The sequence below is a fragment of the Thermocatellispora tengchongensis genome, from assembly GCF_014202315.1.
In the GTDB taxonomy this organism is placed as follows: Bacteria; Actinomycetota; Actinomycetes; order Streptosporangiales; family Streptosporangiaceae; genus Thermocatellispora; species Thermocatellispora tengchongensis.
On sequence record NZ_JACHGN010000026.1, the window covers coordinates 24,180 to 40,555 of the forward strand.

19 protein-coding genes are annotated in these 16,376 nt (G+C 74.9%); 8 read left to right on the forward strand and 11 right to left on the reverse strand.

What is annotated here, in order from left to right:
- Nucleotides 1–18 precede the first annotated feature (18 nt).
- The 7 genes from HNP84_RS42390 to HNP84_RS42425 all read right to left on the reverse strand — a co-directional run bounded on the left by HNP84_RS42390 (nt 19) and on the right by HNP84_RS42425 (nt 6,391).
- Nucleotides 19–954, reverse strand: a complete 936-nt coding sequence (locus tag HNP84_RS42390) for a phosphotransferase (protein WP_185055746.1) — start codon at nt 952–954, stop codon at nt 19–21.
- Nucleotides 955–991: 37 nt separating this feature from the next.
- On the reverse strand, nt 992–2,545 hold the full coding sequence (locus HNP84_RS54250; RefSeq protein ID WP_246519352.1) for an NUDIX domain-containing protein: 1,554 nt from the start codon (nt 2,543–2,545) through the stop codon (nt 992–994).
- 74 nt (nt 2,546–2,619) lie between these two features.
- On the reverse strand, nt 2,620–3,291 hold the full coding sequence (locus tag HNP84_RS42405) for a DUF998 domain-containing protein (RefSeq protein WP_185055747.1): 672 nt from the start codon (nt 3,289–3,291) through the stop codon (nt 2,620–2,622).
- 122 nt (nt 3,292–3,413) lie between these two features.
- Entirely contained in the window at nt 3,414–3,929 is a 516-nt protein-coding gene (locus HNP84_RS42410; protein ID WP_185055748.1) for an SRPBCC family protein, read from the reverse strand.
- Nucleotide 3,930: 1 nt separating this feature from the next.
- Nucleotides 3,931–4,266 (reverse strand): ArsR/SmtB family transcription factor, encoded by a 336-nt coding sequence (locus tag HNP84_RS42415; RefSeq protein WP_185055749.1) that lies wholly within the window; start codon nt 4,264–4,266, stop codon nt 3,931–3,933.
- A gap of 147 nt (nt 4,267–4,413) precedes the next feature.
- Nucleotides 4,414–5,400, reverse strand: coding sequence for a response regulator (locus tag HNP84_RS42420; protein WP_312926931.1), 987 nt, complete (start codon nt 5,398–5,400; stop codon nt 4,414–4,416).
- Between the two features lie 82 nt (nt 5,401–5,482).
- Complete coding sequence (locus tag HNP84_RS42425; RefSeq protein WP_185055750.1) at nt 5,483–6,391, reverse strand: LysR family transcriptional regulator; 909 nt, start codon at nt 6,389–6,391, stop codon at nt 5,483–5,485.
- A 71-nt stretch (nt 6,392–6,462) separates the two neighbouring features.
- On the opposite strand from HNP84_RS42425, the gene HNP84_RS42430 reads away from it, so the two are divergent.
- Nucleotides 6,463–7,815 (forward strand): FAD-binding oxidoreductase, encoded by a 1,353-nt coding sequence (locus tag HNP84_RS42430; RefSeq protein ID WP_185055751.1) that lies wholly within the window; start codon nt 6,463–6,465, stop codon nt 7,813–7,815.
- A gap of 72 nt (nt 7,816–7,887) precedes the next feature.
- Here the strand turns inward: HNP84_RS42430 and HNP84_RS42435 are convergent, their stop codons facing one another.
- On the reverse strand, nt 7,888–8,664 hold the full coding sequence (locus HNP84_RS42435; protein WP_185055752.1) for an alpha/beta fold hydrolase: 777 nt from the start codon (nt 8,662–8,664) through the stop codon (nt 7,888–7,890).
- 62 nt (nt 8,665–8,726) lie between these two features.
- On the opposite strand from HNP84_RS42435, the gene HNP84_RS42440 reads away from it, so the two are divergent.
- Both HNP84_RS42440 and HNP84_RS42445 read left to right on the forward strand, forming a co-directional pair.
- Nucleotides 8,727–9,482: a TetR/AcrR family transcriptional regulator gene (locus tag HNP84_RS42440; protein ID WP_185055753.1), complete on the forward strand. Its 756-nt coding sequence runs from the start codon at nt 8,727–8,729 to the stop codon at nt 9,480–9,482.
- 6 nt (nt 9,483–9,488) lie between these two features.
- Nucleotides 9,489–9,671 carry a hypothetical protein gene (locus HNP84_RS42445; protein ID WP_185055754.1) on the forward strand — a complete coding sequence of 61 codons (183 nt, stop codon included), beginning with the start codon at nt 9,489–9,491 and terminating at the stop codon, nt 9,669–9,671.
- Nucleotides 9,672–9,879: 208 nt separating this feature from the next.
- Here the strand turns inward: HNP84_RS42445 and HNP84_RS42450 are convergent, their stop codons facing one another.
- From HNP84_RS42450 to HNP84_RS42460, 3 genes are all read right to left on the reverse strand, one after another.
- Nucleotides 9,880–10,128, reverse strand: a complete 249-nt coding sequence (locus HNP84_RS42450) for a hypothetical protein (protein ID WP_185055755.1) — start codon at nt 10,126–10,128, stop codon at nt 9,880–9,882.
- 29 nt (nt 10,129–10,157) lie between these two features.
- A complete protein-coding gene (locus HNP84_RS42455) occupies nt 10,158–10,571 on the reverse strand; it encodes an ATP-binding protein (protein ID WP_185055756.1) in 414 nt (137 codons plus the stop codon).
- 85 nt (nt 10,572–10,656) lie between these two features.
- Nucleotides 10,657–11,043 (reverse strand): STAS domain-containing protein, encoded by a 387-nt coding sequence (locus tag HNP84_RS42460; protein ID WP_185055757.1) that lies wholly within the window; start codon nt 11,041–11,043, stop codon nt 10,657–10,659.
- Nucleotides 11,044–11,532: 489 nt separating this feature from the next.
- Between HNP84_RS42460 and HNP84_RS42465 the strand changes: the two genes are divergently transcribed.
- From HNP84_RS42465 to HNP84_RS42485, 5 genes are all read left to right on the forward strand, one after another.
- Nucleotides 11,533–12,180 (forward strand): TetR/AcrR family transcriptional regulator, encoded by a 648-nt coding sequence (locus tag HNP84_RS42465; protein WP_185055758.1) that lies wholly within the window; start codon nt 11,533–11,535, stop codon nt 12,178–12,180.
- The gene (locus HNP84_RS42470; RefSeq protein WP_185055759.1) at nt 12,177–12,929 is read left to right on the forward strand and encodes an ABC transporter ATP-binding protein; all 753 of its coding nucleotides are present in this window, start codon (nt 12,177–12,179) and stop codon (nt 12,927–12,929) included. Before HNP84_RS42465 ends, HNP84_RS42470 begins: the two co-directional genes overlap by 4 nt.
- Nucleotides 12,917–14,767, forward strand: coding sequence for a hypothetical protein (locus tag HNP84_RS42475; protein ID WP_185055760.1), 1,851 nt, complete (start codon nt 12,917–12,919; stop codon nt 14,765–14,767). The genes HNP84_RS42470 and HNP84_RS42475 overlap by 13 nt, the downstream gene beginning before the upstream one ends.
- A gap of 221 nt (nt 14,768–14,988) precedes the next feature.
- Nucleotides 14,989–15,678, forward strand: a complete 690-nt coding sequence (locus HNP84_RS42480; protein ID WP_312926934.1) for a 3-oxoacid CoA-transferase subunit A — start codon at nt 14,989–14,991, stop codon at nt 15,676–15,678.
- Nucleotides 15,675–16,373 carry a 3-oxoacid CoA-transferase subunit B gene (locus HNP84_RS42485; protein ID WP_312926936.1) on the forward strand — a complete coding sequence of 233 codons (699 nt, stop codon included), beginning with the start codon at nt 15,675–15,677 and terminating at the stop codon, nt 16,371–16,373. Before HNP84_RS42480 ends, HNP84_RS42485 begins: the two co-directional genes overlap by 4 nt.
- The last annotated feature ends 3 nt before the right edge of the window (nt 16,374–16,376 follow it).

Genomic DNA, 16,376 nt, shown 5'->3' on the forward strand with positions numbered 1-16,376 from the left:
CCGCCGCCTGGACGGACGCTAACCGGTCGCGTCCAGGGAGAGCGGGGGTCTCACGCGCCACTGCCGCAGCGTGTCGGCCAGCATCGCGGCCAGGTCCGGCATCTTCGACGCGAACGCCAGGGCCGCGACCACCTGGAGCATTCTGACGCCCTCCATGAGCGTCAGCAGGGCGCGGTCCACCCGCCTGCCGCCCGCCTGCTCGTAACGGTCGAGCGCGCTCGGGCCCAGGCCGGCCAGGTCCCACTCGACCGGGGCCAGCGTCACGTCCTCGAAGTCGCAGAACAGGTGGCCGTGCGCGGTGCGCAGCACGTTGAACGACGGGCAGTCGCCGTGCACCGCCTGCACGCGGGCGCCGGGGAAGTGCCCGGTGAAGTCGGCGGCCAGGGCCTCCACCTCGGCGTACTCGCGCTCGGCGCGGTCCAGGTCGGCGAGGGTGAGCCCGCCGGAGGCGAGCACGTGAGGGCGGGCGCGCAGCTCGGCCAGCGCCGTCTTCGCGCCGGGCACCAGCGGGGCCAGCACGGTCAGCTCGCCGGGGTAGCCGGCCATCTCGCGGTGCAGCCGGACGGTCCAGGCGGTCTGCTCGGCGAAGCGCTCCTCCAGCGTGCCGGGAGGCGCGGCGGCGATCGGATCGACCTCCTCGACGTACTGCCAGAAGGTCAGGGAGGTGTCCTCGCATGGGACCGGCTCGCGGGGCACCAGCGGGCTGGGCGGCACGACCGGGGCGCCCCGGTCGGCGAGCCAGGACACCACGGCCAGCTCACGGCGCTGCCTGGCCTCCTGCTCGGCGGCGGAGGCGAACGTCAGCGATGGGACGCGGACCACGACCGGGGCGGGCGCCAGGTGGACCAGCGTGTTGAACACGTCGTGCAGGACCCGCGGCTCCTCCACGCGGAGTCCGAGCCGTCTGCCCGCCGCGGTCGCCAGGCGTACCCCACGCTCCCCGCTCTCGCCCATGCGGACGATGCTACTGCCGCGCCTGGGCGGGGCCGGGTCAACGACGTGCGCGCATGTCGCCGGCCAGCGCGTCGCGGACGGCGTGCCGCTCCGCGACGGGCAGCCGGGCCTCGGCGAGGGCGGCGGCGGGCAGCAGCCGGGCCAGGGGCGGGATCGGCGCCCCCTCGGGGATCTCGGCGGCGAAGTAGAACCTGCGCCCCTGACCGCCCGTGACGGGCACGTAGTCCTCGGCGCGGACGAAACGCGGCCCGGCGTACGGCGCCTTCTCCAGCGCCTTCTCCAGGGCCGCCTCCAGGGACTCGCCGGGTGCCAGGAGCCGGGACGGCAGGCGGTCGGTCTCGGCGTCGGAGAGCACCAGGACGGCGTCGCCGCGCCGGGCGACGACGGCGACGGCCAGTTCGCCGTATCCCGCGCGGGCGGCCTCGGCCCGCAGCTCGGCCGGGGACGGGGTGTGCCAGCCGTGCAGCGAGAAGCCGCGCCCTTCGGCCACGGCGCGGACGCCGGCGGCGGCGTACGGGACCGTGTCCGGCGGCAGCGCGTCCGCGGGGAACCAGCCGAGTTCGGCGCACTTGTGCGGCTCGGCGTTGACCGGGGTGCCGTAGCCGCGGCGGCAGACGAAGAACAGCCCGATCCGCGCCGTTCCTCCGGCGTTGCGGTGGTGCATGACGTGCGCCGGCTCGATGTCCGCCGGGCTCACCCGCACGCCCAGCTCCTCCCTCGCCTCCCGCACGGCGGTGTCGAGGACCGACTCGCCCTCCTCCAGGTGCCCGGAGGGCATGATGTGCCACTCCCCGTCCGCGTAGCCCGTGTCGCGGCGCCGCCCGAGCAGCACCTTCTCGCCGTCCACCAGCAGCAGGTGGACGTCCACGACCGGGCGGTAGCGGCCCGGGGCGGTCGCGGCGTCCAGGAGCGCGGGGATCGCGGCGGCGTTGGCGGCCAGGAACCCGGCCAGGGCCTCGGGGACGAGGTCGACCGCGCGGATGGCCTCGGGCGTGCACGGGACGCGCCGGATCTCGTGCGTGCCCGCCGCCGGGTCGTCGAACTCCGGGCCGGTACGCCGCGACAGGTCCAGGGAGCGCAGGCGGCAGGCGAAGACGGAGTAGCGCGCGCCCGGCTCCCCGAGCGTGACCAGTGGGAGCACCGGGCCCGTGGTGGCGCCCAGCTCCTCGTCCAGTTCCCGGCGCAGCGCCGCCTCCGGCGAGGCGTCGCCGGGCTCGATCCGCCCGCCGGGGGTGATCCAGTACGGCGCGCGGCCGGGGCGTACCCGCCGGAACAGCACGAGGTCGTCGCCGTCGAGCAGGACGGCGCGCACGCTGTGGCGAACCGGCGGCGGCTCGTCGCGCAGGACGGTATCGCGGGTGAGGCCGCCGCGCGCGGCGGCCCTGGCCGCACGGACGCTCTCCAGGTCCTCGCGGCCGAGGCCGTGCCGCTCCGCGGCCAGGGCGTACACGACCTCCAGGATGCCGGCGAGTTCCTCCGGGGTCCCCTCCCCGAGGTACTCGCCGGTCTCCTCCAGCAGCTTGCGCTGCAACAGCGCGACCCGTTCCCCCGCGCCGGCGGTCCGGTACGCGCCCGGGACCTCAACCCGCATCGGCCTCTCCCGCCCGTCCCCGTGCATGCCCCAATTGTGGCGCGGCCGGCCCCCGGAGCCGAGGACGGGGACGATCACGCTCGGTTGTGGTGCCGGGCGAGCGCGGCGAGAAGCCCGAACTGGATCGCCGTGGCCAGGACGAGTCGCACGCTGAGGCTGTCCATGTGCGGTACCGCGAGGACGAGGAGAACCGCGACCGGTGCGGCGGCGCACGTCCGCGCCCACTTCTTGTCGCCGAGGCCGGAGAATCGCCGGGCGAACACCACGCAGGCGGCGAACCACGCCACCTGGGTGATCACGAAACCGAGCTCGTGCAGCATGCCGTGCAGGCTCATCTCGGGGGCGCCGGCCGGGGCGCCCGGCGGGAAACCGGCGCCTGGGTCGGTGGGGAAGATCCCCGCCATGATGAGCCCGATTCCGTTGAGGCCGACCAGGATCGGCCCCCATCGGTGGCCTCGTCCCGGGTGAAGACGCCGTCTCAGTCCGACGGCCGATGCCACGAACAGCGCGCCGGCGAGCACGAAGTTGGTGATCTGTATCCAGCCCAGATCGCCGAGGCTGAGCAGACTCAGGGGATGCCGGGTGAGATCGAAGCCGTCGCGGGTCACGGCCTGGGCGAACCACACCACGAGGAACAGCGGCCCGGCCACGACTCCGCAGGCGAGCAAGCGGCCAGTGGCGGGCACTTTGGCGGGCACTGCGCCGGGCGCGGTGGTGGGCACCGCGGAGGAGGTCTGTTGCGCCATCGGAATTCCTTTCTCTTCGGACTGGTCGCTGCGCTGTCCGGGGTGATCGCGCGCAGCACGGAACACCCCGGGCGGCCGGCATCGACGCCACCCGGGGTGATCGGTGCGACCGGGTGGTTACATCAGCGGAGGGAGAGCGCGAGTTCTTCGAGGAGGTCCATCTGCTCCTGCATGCCGACCTCCATTCCGGAGGCGAGGATCATGTCGCGCAGCCCCTTGTCCCGGCACTGCGTCAGGAGGGTGAGCGTGGTGCGTCCGTCGTGCTCGGTGAAGGTGATGGTGTTCACCGGCGCGCCCTCGTCGGAGTCCGGGACGCCGGGCGTCTCCATCATCTCGGTGGTGACGATCCGCTCCTCGGGGACGATCTCGCGGTACTCGCCGTGGAAGGCCAGTTCGGCGCCGTCGTTGACGGTCATCACGTAGCGCCACCTGCCGCCGACCCGCAGGTCGATCTCGACGCTGGTCATGGTGCCGCGGTGCCCGGCCCACCACCGCTTGACCAGGTCCGGCGTGGTCCACGCGCGGTAGACCAGGCGCTTGGGGGCGTTGAACTCGCGGGTGATCAGGATCTGCTCGTCGGCAGGCAGGGTGACGATCGCGGTCCCGGTGGCGCTCGTCGTGCTCGTCGTGCTCGTCATCTCATTCCTCCTCGTTCTTGAGTTCTTCCAGTACGGCGTCCAACTGCTCGAACCGTTCCGACCAGGTCTGCTCGTACTTGGTGACCCAGTCGTGGATCGGCTTGAGCGCGTGCCCGTTGAGCCGGTACAGCCGTTGCCGCCCGTCGTCGCGCGCGTCCACCAGACCCACTTCGCGCAGCACCCGCAGGTGCTTGGACACCTGCGGCTGAGCCAGCCCGAGCAGGTCAACGAGGTCGGTCACCGAGCGCTCCCCGCCGATGAGGATGTCGAGGATCTGCCGGCGCCGAGGCTCGGCCACTGCGTTGAACGCGTCGGTCGTCGTCGGTGCTCGTGCCATGCCCCGATCATATGCCCATATGGGAATACGTTCAAGCGGGTTCGCCGCGTAATGGTCGCGAGCAGGTCAACCTGGCGAGACGGGGCGACGCGGCCGGGTTCGCGTCGCCGCTGAGGGTCTACGAGACCGAGGGCCGGTTCCCGGCGGTCACCGGCCCAGGCCCGCCTGGCGGGCCTGGACGATGGCCTGGGCGCGGTCGGCGACCTGGAGCTTGGCGAAGACGTTGGAGACGTTGTTGCGCAGCGTCTTCGGCGACAGCGACAGCCGCTCGGCGATCAGCCGGTTGGACAGCCCGGCCGCGATGAGGTCGAGAATCTCCCGCTCCCGCGCGGTGAGCTGCGGGAAGGGCTCCTCGCGGGGCGGGCGCGCGGCGGCGGCGAGCCTGGCGAAGTAACGTGTGATCCGTTCCGCCAGCGCCGGGCCGAAGATCACCTCACCGCCGGCCACCGCCGTGATCGCGCGCAGGATCTCGGTCTGGCCGGCCCCCTTGAGCAGGTAGCCGCGGGCGCCGGCGAGCATGGCGGCGAAGACGCTCTCGTCGTCCTCGTGCATCGTCAGGAGGAGCACATGGGTGCCGGGGCAGCCGGCGACGATCCGCTCGGTGGCCCGCACGCCGTCCAGGCGTGGCATCCGCAGGTCCATCACCACGACCTGGGGCCGCAGCCGGGCCGCCTCGGCGACCGCCTCCTCCCCGTCGGCGGCGGTGCCCACCACCTCGGCCTGGCCGGTGGAGTCGAGCAGCATGCGCAGGCCGTCGCGGTAGACGGGGCGGTCGTCTCGGAACCGGCCGGCCTCGTACCGCAGCGCGCCGGCCAGGCCGAACTGGTCCAGGGCGGGAGGCCGCAGGCCGTGCACGAGCCGCCGCACGTCCCCCAGCATGCCGCCGAGGTCCGCCCGGACCTGGTCCAGGGCCTCGCGGGCGGTGCCGGGGTCGCGGGCCATCAGGTTGCGCACCGCCTGCACCTTCAGCGCCGCGGCCGCCAGGGTGGGGCCCAGCCCGTCGTGCAGGTCGCGGCGCAGCCGGCGCCGCTCCTCGGCCACGCCGGTGACCTGGCGCTCGCGGCTGTGCTGCAGCTCCTCGGTCGGCGCGGTCGCGCGTACGGCGGCGGCCTGGCGTACGACACTGCTCGGCACGCACGCGCACCTGGGCGCGCGGCTGGCCGCCCGCCCCGGTGCACTGTGAGTTCGTGCTCGATGCCCCGGGGGCTCGACAGGCTCAGTGTGGCACCGGGAAGGCGGCGCGAAGCCGCGTCAGCAGGACGCGGGCAGCCGGGCCCGCAGGACCGGCGGCCCGCCAGGCGAGCGCCATCCGGCCGCGGGGCGCGGGGTCGGTGAGCGCCAGCGCGCGCACGCCGAACCCCTGCGCCTCCTCGGCCGTCAGCCCCGGCAGCACCGCGACGCCGAGGCCGAGCGCGGCCAGCCGGGCCAGCAGCGGCGGCGCGGCGGCCTCGAAGGCGATCCGGGGCCGGAACCCGGCCTCGGCGCAGGCTCGCTCCAGCACCCCGCGCAGCCCGGTCCCCCGCGGCAGGCTGATCAGCGCCCGGTCGCGCAACGCCGCCAGCGGCACGGCGCCGGCGCCGCCGGCGAGGAGCGGGTCGCCGGGGGCCACCGCGGCGAAGACCGGCACGTCGAGGACCACCTGAAGGCCGGTCCCGGGCGGTGGGTCCTCCCCGGTGAGCCCGACGAGGGCGACGTCCAGCTCGCCCCGGTGCAGGGCGGCGAGCATGCGGTCGGAGGAGTCCTCGGTCAGGGTGATCTCGACGTCCGGATGGTCGTCGTGGAAGCGGGCCAGGACGGCGGCCACGTCGAGGTCGTGCGTGGCGGCCCCGCTGACCAGGCCGATCGTGACGTGGCCGCGCAGCAGCCCGGCGAACTCGGCGACGGTCTGCCGCATGGCGTCGGCGGCGGCGAGCGCGGCGCGGGCGTGCGGCAGGACGGCCTCGCCCACCTCGGTCAGCGTGACCGACCTGCCGGAACGGTCCAGCAGCGGGTGGCCCAGCTCCCGTTCGAGCCGGCGGATCTGCGCGCTCAGGCCCGGCTGCGCGAGGTGCAGGCGGGCGGCGGCCCGGGTGAACCCGCCCTCGTCCACCACGGTGACGAAGTACCGAAGCTGCCGGAGTTCCATAATCGGTGATTCTAGATCGCAGCATGACCTGCTCTTGGACTTATGGTGCGGGCCGCTGACATCCTGGCCGCATGGGGAACGACACGCGATTCACCGGGCCGGTCTTCCGTCCGGGTGACGAGGGTTACGAGGAGGAGGTCTCCGGCTTCCAGACCGCCTACGCGCACCGCCCCGCGCTGGTGGTCGGCGCCGCGGACGCGGAGGACGTGCGGGCGGCGGTGGCGTACGCGGGACGGCGAGGGCTGGGCGTGGCCGTGCAGGCGACCGGGCACGGCCTGTCCGCGGCCACCGAGGGCGGAGTGCTGATCGGCACGCGCCGGATGAACGGGCTGCGCGTAGACCCGGACACCCGGGTCGCCCGGGTGGCGGCGGGGGTGCGCGCGGGCGCGGTGATCGAGGCGGCGGCGCGGCACGGCCTCGCGCCGCTCAACGGGTCCTCGCCCTCGGTGGGCGTCGTCGGCTACACGCTCGGCGGCGGGCTCGGGCTGCTGGCCCGCCGCCACGGCTACGCGGCCGACCACGTGCGGGCGGTCGAGATCGTGACCGCCGACGGCCGCGCCCGCCGGCTGGAGCCGGACGATGAGCTGTTCGGCGCGGTGCTCGGCAGCGGCGGCAACTTCGGCGTGGTCACCGCCCTGGAGTGCGAGCTGTTCCCGGTCCCCACGCTATACGGGGGTCAGCTCGTCTTCGACGCGCCGCTCGTGGAGGAGGCGCTGGAGACCTGGCGGCAGTGGAGCGCCGGCGTGCCGGAGGAGATGACCTCCTCGGTCACCCTTCTCGGCCTGCCCGACATCCCGCAGGTGCCCGCCCCGCTGCGGGGCCGCTACACGGCCTCCTTCCGGATCGCGTACTGCGGGCCCGCCGCCGAGGGCGAGCGGCTGGTCGCCCCGCTGCGCGCCATCGGCCCGGCGCTCCGGGACGACCTGCGCGCCATGCCGTACGCCGAGTGCGGCTCGATCCACGCCGACCCCGACCACCCCCACGCGTACGCCGCCACCAACGCCCTGCTCTCACGGCTCGCCCCCGAGGGGCTGCGCGCGCTGCTGGAGGCGGCCGGGCCCGGCTCCCCCGTCCCGTGCGTGGTGGACATCCGCCACCTCGGCGGCGCCCTGCGCAAGGACGGCCCGGCCGCGCTTGGCCACCGGGAGGCGGAGTTCGCGGTGCGGATCATCTCCGGGCACGGCCCCGGCGGCACCGGCCCCGACGAGGTGCGCGACCGGCTCGCGCTCGCCCGCCGCGCGCTGGCGCCCTGGACGCTGGGCCACAACCTGGCCTTCCTGTACGGCTACGGCGAGGAAGCGGGCGAGGCCCAGAGCCGCGCCGGCTACGCGCCCGGCGCCTACGAGCGCCTGGCCGCGCTGAAGGCGGCGTACGACCCGGGCAACATGTTCCGCTTCAACCGCAACATCCCGCCCGCGCGCTGACCCGCGGCCCCGCGTTCCGCGCTCCCGCATTCCGCGCCCGGCGACCCGCCGGAGAGGCGGACCCGCGTGGCCCTACGCGCGCCACAGGTCCTCGATGGCCGCGTTGACCAGGCCCGGCTCCTGCACGTGCGGGTAGTAGCCGGGCACGGTCACGTGCCCGGCGCCGATCCGGGAGGCGATGAACTCCGCCGCGACCATCAGCGGCTCGCCCGCGAGCTTGCGGTACTCCTCCGGCGCGCCATCCCAGGTGCCCGAGATGACCAGCTTGGGGCAGGGCATCGCGGCGAGCGGGCCGAGCGGGATGTCGGCGTCCCAGCAGGGGCGCTCGCGCATGGCGGAGCGCGCGGCGCGCAGCCGCTCCGGCGTGGCCTCGGGGACCGGCATGCCGACCCCGGCGACCGACAGGCGCAGGTAGTCGGCCGGGGTGAGGTCAGGCGGCAGCTCGGCGGTGGCGCGGCGGTTGCGGCGCAGCGTCTCGGCGATCACCGGATGCTCCTCGGCGGGCCGCAGCACGCCGGGGTGGATGAGCGTCAGCGAGCGCACCAGCTCGGGGCGGCGTACGGCGGCGAGCATCGCCCCGGCCGCGCCGTAGGAGTGCGCGACCAGGTGCGCGCCCTCGCCGAGCAGTTCCTCGATGTCGGCGGCGTCCACCTCGTAGTCGGTGCCGTACGCGCCGCCGACGTCGGGGCTGCGCCCGTGGCCCCTGCGGTCCATGAGCAGCAGCCGGTGCCGGGCGGCCAGGGGGCGCTGCGCGGCGAAGCCGTACAACTCGTCGGCGCCCCAGGTGAGCACACCGTGCACGAACACGGCGGGCGGTCCGGAGCCCCACTCGGTCACATGGATGTCCATGCCCGACATTAAACACTGCTCAATAGTACTGAGCAATGTTCAATGACCGCTAGGCTGAGCCCGTGTCCGTCTGGCTGAGACCACCCCGGCAGAGCCGCGACCGCCGCATCAGCCGCGAGCTGATGACCCGGCGCGCGATCGAGATCCTCGACGCCCACGGCCTCGACGCCCTGTCCATGCGCAAGCTGGCGGCCGAGTTCGGGGCCACGGTCGGGTCGCTGTACTGGTATGTGCGCACCAAGGATGAATTGCTGGAACTGGCCCTGGACGAGGTCCTGGGCGAGGCGCTGAGCGAGGGCTTGGGCGAGGACCTGGCCCCGTCGCCCGCAGCCGAGGAGGGTCCCGGCTGGCGCGAGGAGCTGGCGGCCTGCGCCCGCGCCCAGCGCGCCGTGCTGCTGCGCCACCCGTGGGCGCTCACCCTTCCCGCCCGGGTGCCCAACGTGGGCCCGAACGCCCTGGCCCTGTCGGAACGGGTGCTCACCATCCTGCGGCGCGCCGGGGCGCCCTCGCTCACCGACGCGCTCGCGGCGGTCAACGACCACGTGATCGGGGCGGTCATGGCCGAGGTCTCCTGGCAGGGCGTGCTGCGCGCCACCCGTACGACCCCGGACGACTGGCGCGGCTACCTCCGCCGGGCCACCGCCGCCCACCCCCTGCTGGCCGCCCAGCTCACCGCCGAGGAGGGGCAGGACACCGAGGTGGCGCGCGTCTCCGAGCGCCGCTTCGAGTTCGGGCTGCGCTGCCTGCTCGACGGCCTGGAGGTGTACTGCTCACCGCCCCCGGGTAGGCGGGCCGGGCACGGCGAGGAGAGGGGGTGAGCCGCCATGCCACGACCCGGCAGCCACCAGTACGAGGTGCAGCGCCGCCGGCTGCGCAAGCAACTGGAGGACGAAGGGCTCGGCGACAAGGAGGCGACCCAGCGCGCCAACGAGATCCTGCGGCAGGACGAGACCCAGCGCCCGCAGAAGCGCACCGACCGCGCCGAGGGCCCCAAGGGCGAACGCTGACCCACCGGCCATCGGCGTAGGCGATATCGGTCCCACCCGGAGCCCCGCCGGACGCGCCGCACGCCCGTGCCGATGTCCGACCGCACGTCCGGCGCCGAACGTGCGCCGCATACCGCGCCACACGTCGGCGCCACAGGGTCCGTGCCGCATGTGCCGCCGCGTGCCCGCGCCGCATGTGCCTGCCGCACGTCCGTGATGCCGCGCGGGCTCAGCCCGGCGGGCTCGCGCCGAGCGCGCGGGTGATGCGGGTGACCGCGGTCTCCAGGGACGCGGGGGCCGCGGCCAGGGAGGTGCGGACCATGCCGAGTGCGCTCTCGCCGAACGCGCCGCCGGGTGCGACCGCGACGCCGTGCTCGGCGATCAGGCGGCGGCCGAACGCGCGCCCGTCCTCGCGCCCGTTCTCGCCGCCGCCCGACACGTCGAGCATGGCGTGGAACGCGCCCTGCGGCACCGCCACCGGCACTTCCTCCGCGTCCGGAGCCCGGGTCAGCGGCGGGCGACGAACATGGTGAGGCGGAGGCGGCCGCCGAGGTCGTCGAGGCTCACCTCGTCGCACAACTCCTGGATCAGCCACAGGCCGCCGCGGCCGGGCCCGGGGCCGGGAGGGCCGAACAGCAGGCCGGTGCGCGGGCCGGCCTCCCCGCCGAGCACGTCCACGCTCACGCCGAGCGGGTCGGCCCCGGCCGTCAGCAGTCCTCCCCCGCCCTGCGTCAGCACGCCGACCGCCGCCTCGTTGGCCGCGAGCACCAGATCGTCGAGCCGGTCGCCGGACAGCCCGGCCCGGCCGGCGAAGGTGCGCACCTGCGCGCGCAGGGCGCCCAGATCGTCGCTGATGCGCCACAACCGCCGATCGGCCCCGGGGCCGCCGCCCAGCGCCGCCACGTGCCCGCCGATGTCCACGTTCCGCCCACCTCCCGCTCCAGTACGGCGGCCTTCCTTCTGCCCCCGGGGCAAGAGAGGTAACAGGAGGGAGCGTTTTGGCCGGTCAGGAGGTGCCGCCGGGGTCCTCCCCGGGGGCGTCGGCGAGCGCGGCGCTCACGGCCTCGTCCACGGTCTCGTGCACCCGCAGGTAGCGGTCGGCGCGGGTGAGCGTGAGCACCCGGGCGGCCTGCCGCCGCGGCGCGGCCAGGTGGACGCGGCTGGCGTGCTCGCGGGCCCGGACGTGCGCGTCGAGCAGGACCCGCAGCCCGCCGCTGTCCAGGAACGGCACCTCCGACAGGTCGATGACCAGCCGGTCGTCCGGCCGCTCCCGCACCGTGCCGAGGTACGCCTCCAGATGCCGCCCGGTGTGGGCGTCGAGCTCACCGGCCACCGAGATCACCACGACTCCCCCGGGCAGGCGGCGGCTGGACAGCTCGATCGGCTCCGTCACGGCCTCTCCTTCACTTCGCCGGCGAGTGAGGACGCGACAGCAGCGTAGGGAATCGGGCCGGGCTGGCGTGGGCGTACCGGCGGACTGGCCGCAGCAGGTTCGATGGCGCGGCGCGGTCCGCACCCCGCGACCCGCGATCAGCCCGCGGCGATCGTGACCAGGGCGGCCCGCAGCCGCGGCCGGATCGGTGGGGAGGGGCGTGTCCGCGCCAGGCCGCGATCGTGCCGGGCGGACAGCAGGGCGGCCTCACCGCCCACCTCGCGCGGCGCCTCCCAGCGGTTCTCGGGGTAGTGCCGGGGCCGGCCGCGACACCACGTCGGCCAGGGGCGCGAGCGGGTGCGCGACGGCGGCGAGCCCCGCCCGCCGCTCGGCCACGACCGGCGCGAACCTGCCGGAGGCGGGCGGGCCCAGGGGACATCCGGCCGCCGGGCGCACGCGGCCACGCGCTGGGCCTCCCGCGGATTTGAATGATCGACTAATCTTTTGAACGTGCGATCAGAAGCGAGGTCGTTCATCGAGGAGGCGCGCCGGGCGCAGCTCGTCCAGTGCGCCATCGAGGCGATCTCGTCCTACGGGTACGCGAACGCCACCATGGCGAGGATCGCCAAGCTGGCGAAGGCCAGTCCGGGCGTGATCTCCTATCACTTCGGCGGCAAGGAGCAGATGATCCAGGCCGTCGTGGCCGAGGTGGCCAGGCTGGCCACCGAGATGATGGAGCCGCGGATCGTGGCCTCGGCCACGGCGACCGAGGCGCTGCGGGTGTACTTCACGACGAACCTGGAGTTCATGCGGGTGCACCGCGGCCCGCTGCTCGCCCTGGTCGAGATCATCAATCACGAGCGGGGCGAGGGCGGCCGGCCGGGGCCGTACGACGCGCAGCACGAGATCGCGTTGGCCGATGTCGAGAAGGTGCTCGCCTGGGGGCAGCAGACCGGCGAGTTCCGCGACTTCGACCGTCGCGCCATGGCCATCGCGATCCGGGGTGCGATCGACGCCGTGCCCGCCCGGATGCTCCGCGACCCGGGCCTCGACCTGGAGCACCTGGCCGTGGAGTTCGCCACGCTGTTCGAGCTGGCCACCCGCGACCCGGCCTTCGGGCACCCTCCCCCCGACCACCACCCCCCGGAGACGGAATGACAGCGGCGCTGCAGGTCAGCGGATTGGCCAAGAGGTTCGGCGAGAAGACCGCCGTGGACCATGTGGACCTCACCGTGCCCCAGGGCTCGTTCTACGGGCTCGTCGGCCAGAACGGCGCGGGCAAGACCACCACGTTGTCCATGGCGGTCGGGTTGCTACGGCCCGACGAGGGCAGCTCCCGGATCTTCGGGGTGGACGTGTGGGCCGATCCGGGGCAGGCGAAGGCCCTGGTCGGCGTGTTGCCCGACGGGCTGGCCATGCCCGAGCGGCTGACCGGCCGCGAGGTGCTGACCTATCTCGGGCTGCTGCGCGGGCTGCCCCCGGACGTGGTCGCCGGGCGCGCGGAGGAGCTGCTGTCGGTGCTCGGGCTCAAGGAGGCCGAGAAGACCCTGGTGGTGGAGTACTCCACCGGAATGCGCAAGAAGATCGGGCTGGCCACCGCGCTGCTGCACGGCCCCAGGCTGCTGGTGCTGGACGAGCCGTTCGAGGCCGTCGATCCGATCTCCGCCGCGACGCTGAAGACGCTGCTGCGCGGGTTCGTCGCCGGGGGCGGCTCGATCGTGCTGTCCAGCCATGTGATGGCGCTGGTCGAGCAGCTCTGCGACCACGTCGCGGTGATCGACCGGGGGCGGGTGGCGGCCGCCGGGCCGCTGGAGCGGGTCCGGGGCGAGGGCAGCCTGGAGGACCGGTTCGTGGAGCTCGTCGGCGACGGCGAGGCCGGGGTGCGGGAGCTGTCGTGGCTGTCGTGACGGCGGGCGCGCGGCTCGCTCCGCCGTCCACGATCGCGGTCGCGATGACCATGGCCAGGATGAAGGCCGCGACGCTGCGGCACGCGCTGCGGGGGCAACGCGCCGGGCTCGTGACGAGCGGGGGCGCGCTGGGCCTGGCCCTCGCGGGCGGAACCGTCTTCCTGGCGGTGCGCGGCCTGCCCGGCGGGGCCGACGCCGACCTGCTGGCGGCGGCGTACGCGGTGTGGATGTTCGGCTGGATCCTCGGGCCGGTGTTCGCGGGCGGCGGCGACGAGACGCTGCGCCCGGAGCACTTCGCGTCGCTCGGCATCCCGCCGCGCAGGCTGGCGGCGGGGCTGCTCGCGGCGGCGTTCACCGGGGTCGCGCCGGTGATCAGCCTGCTGGCGCTGGCGGGCCTGGTGGTCCACGGCGCGCGGCAGGGAGCGGCGGCGGCGCTGGTCGCGGTGCCCGCGGCGGCTATGACGCTCGCGGTGTTCGTCCTGCTGTCCAAGGTCGCGGTGGCCGCGCTGGGCCTCGCGCTGCGCTCGCGACTGGGCGCGGTCGCCGCCGGGGTGGTCAACGGGGCGATCCTGGCGTTCCTCGGCCAGGGCTGGGTGTTCGCGGTGGCATTCGGGCAGGGGGCGCGGATGCCGTCCGGTGTGGTGCGCGCACTGCCGTCCGGCTGGGGCCTGGTCGCCACCGAGGCCGCCGCCGCGGGCCGCTGGGCGCACGCGGCCGGGGTGCTGGCGGGCACGGCCGTGCTGATCGCCGTGCTGCTCGCGGTGTGGGCCGCGCTGCTCACCCGGCGGCTGGGCGCGCCCCGCGCCTCGACCCGGGGCCGCCGGCCGATGCGGGCCACCACGGGCACGGGGGTGGTGCTGGCCAAGGAGCTGCGCACCTGGTCGCGCGACCTGGCGCGCACCCACCAGCTCACCTTCGCGCTGGCGTACGGGCTGTGCTTCGCGGGCGCCCCGCTGGTGCTCGGCTGGAGCGGGATGCTGCCCTGGGCGGGGCCGCTCGCCGTGCTGATGGCCGCGGCCATGTCGGCCAACCTGTACGGCGGCGACGGCACGGCCCTGTGGCTGACGCTGATGTCGCCCGGCGCCCGCGACGTGCGCGGCAGGCAACTGGCCTGGCTGCTCACCGTCGCCCCGGTGGCCCTCGTGGTCACGGTGGCCGGCGCGGCGCTCGCGGGCGGCCCCTGGGCGTTGCCGCTGGCCGTCCTGGCCGCGGCGCTGGGCGGCGGCGCGGGGCTGGTGGTGCTGGTGTCGGTGTACGGCCTGGTGCCGGGCGTCGATCCGCACCGCCGCGGCGGCAACCCGCTGCGGGTCAGCGAGGACGACGGCGCGATCACCGGCACGGCGTACCTGATGCTGGTGCTGGCCGCGCTCACCGCGGTGCCGGCGGGCCTGGTCGCGCTGCGCCACGGGTGGGCGGGCGTGCCGGTCGGGCTGGTCACCGGGGCGCTGTTCGCGTGGGGGTTCGGCCTGCTCGCCGAGCGGCGGCTGCGGGCGTACGGGCCGGAGCTGCTGCACATCATGCGCACCGGACGCCGGCCGTCGGGCGGCTCGGCGGGCGGCTTGTCGTCCAGCCTGTCCGAGCTGCCCGCCGGGCAGCGCGCGGTCGTCATGGTCTGCATGTCGCTCGGCGCGATCCCGCTGGTCCCCCAGGGCATCGTGGCCGGCGCGCTGCTGTCGGGCGGGGCGTCGGAGCAGAGCTGGTTCCTGGCGCTGTACATGCCGCCGGACCTGCGCTGGCCCACGGTGGCCTTCATGGTCCTGCTCGGCGCCGGCATGTACGCCACCGGCCTGACGATCTTCCTGCGGGCCCGCCGCGCCGCCCGGGGCGGGGCCGCCTGAGACCGCCCCGCCGCGACCGCCCCCGCACCCCCCGCGCGACGCACTGCGCGGGGGGTGCTCGCTTGAGGTCTCGCCGCGGAACGCATAAAGTCAACCCCGTTCGCTTCATGAACATACGTACGCATCACGAACACACGAAGGATCGCCGTGTCGCCCACCACTCGCGCCCCCTCCGCCCAGGCCCCGGCCGCAGCGCCGCCGCACGCCGCCGGAGGGGCGCGGTGACCGCTGTCGCGGCGACACCCGCCGAGGCGGTCGCGGGCATCCGCGACGGCTCGACCGTCCTCATCGGCGGCTTCGGCATGGCCGGCATGCCGGTCGAGCTGATCGACGCCCTCATCGAGCAGGGGGCGGGCGACCTCACCGTGGTCAGCAACAACGCCGGCAACGGCGACACCGGGCTGGCCGCGCTGCTGGCCGCCGGCCGGGTGCGCAAGATGATCTGCTCGTTCCCCCGCCAGAGCGACTCCTACGTCTTCGACGGGCTCTACCGCGCCGGGAAGATCGAGCTGGAGCTCGTGCCCCAGGGCACCCTGGCCGAGCGCATGCGCGCGGCGGGGGCGGGCATCGGCGCGTTCTACTGCCCGACCTCGGCGGGCACCCCGCTGGCCGAGGGCAAGGAGACCCGGGTGATCGACGGCCGCGAGTACGTGCTGGAGTACCCGCTCCGGGGCGACGTCGCGCTGATCCGCGCCCACATCGGCGACCGGATGGGCAACCTCGTCTACCGCAAGACCGCGCGCAACTTCGGGCCGGTGATGGCCACCGCCGCCGCGCTCACCGTCGTCCAGGTGAGCCGGGTGGTCGAGGTCGGCGCCCTGGACCCCGAGAACGTCGTGACCCCCGGCATCTACGTGGACCGGCTCGTGGAGGTCGGCCCGGCGCACGCCGCGCAGCAGGAGGCATCGTGACCCTCACCGCACCCAGCGCACGCACCGCCGAGCACCTCGGCCGGGGCCCGCTCAGCCGCGACGAGATGGCCCGCACCGTCGCCCGCGACATCCCGCGCGGCTCCTACGTCAACCTCGGCATCGGCCAGCCCACCAAGGTCGCCGACTACCTGGACCTGGGCAGCGGCGTGGTGCTGCACACCGAGAACGGCATGCTCGGCATGGGGCCCCAGGCCCACGGCGACGAGATCGACCCCGACCTGACCAACGCCGGCAAGATCCCGGTCACCGAGCTGCCGGGCGCGTCGTACTTCCACCACGCCGACTCCTTCGCGATGATGCGCGGCGGCCACCTGGACGTGTGCGTGCTGGGCGCCTTCCAGGTCTCCGGGCGCGGCGACCTGGCCAACTGGCACACCGGTGAGCCCGGCGCGATCCCGGCCGTGGGCGGGGCGATGGACCTGGCCATCGGCGCCAAGTCGGTCTACGTGATGATGTCGCTGTTCACCCGCGACGGCGCCGCCAAGCTGGTCCCGGCCTGCACCTACCCCCTCACCGGCGTCGCCTGCGTGGACCGCGTCTACACCGAGCAGGCCACCTTCCTCATCCGTCCGGACGGCGTGGTGGTGCTGGAGACCTTCGGCACCACCGTGGCGGACCTGGCGGCGCGGCTGGAGGTGCCCGTACGCCGGCTTGAGGACGCCGCCGGAGCCTGAGCC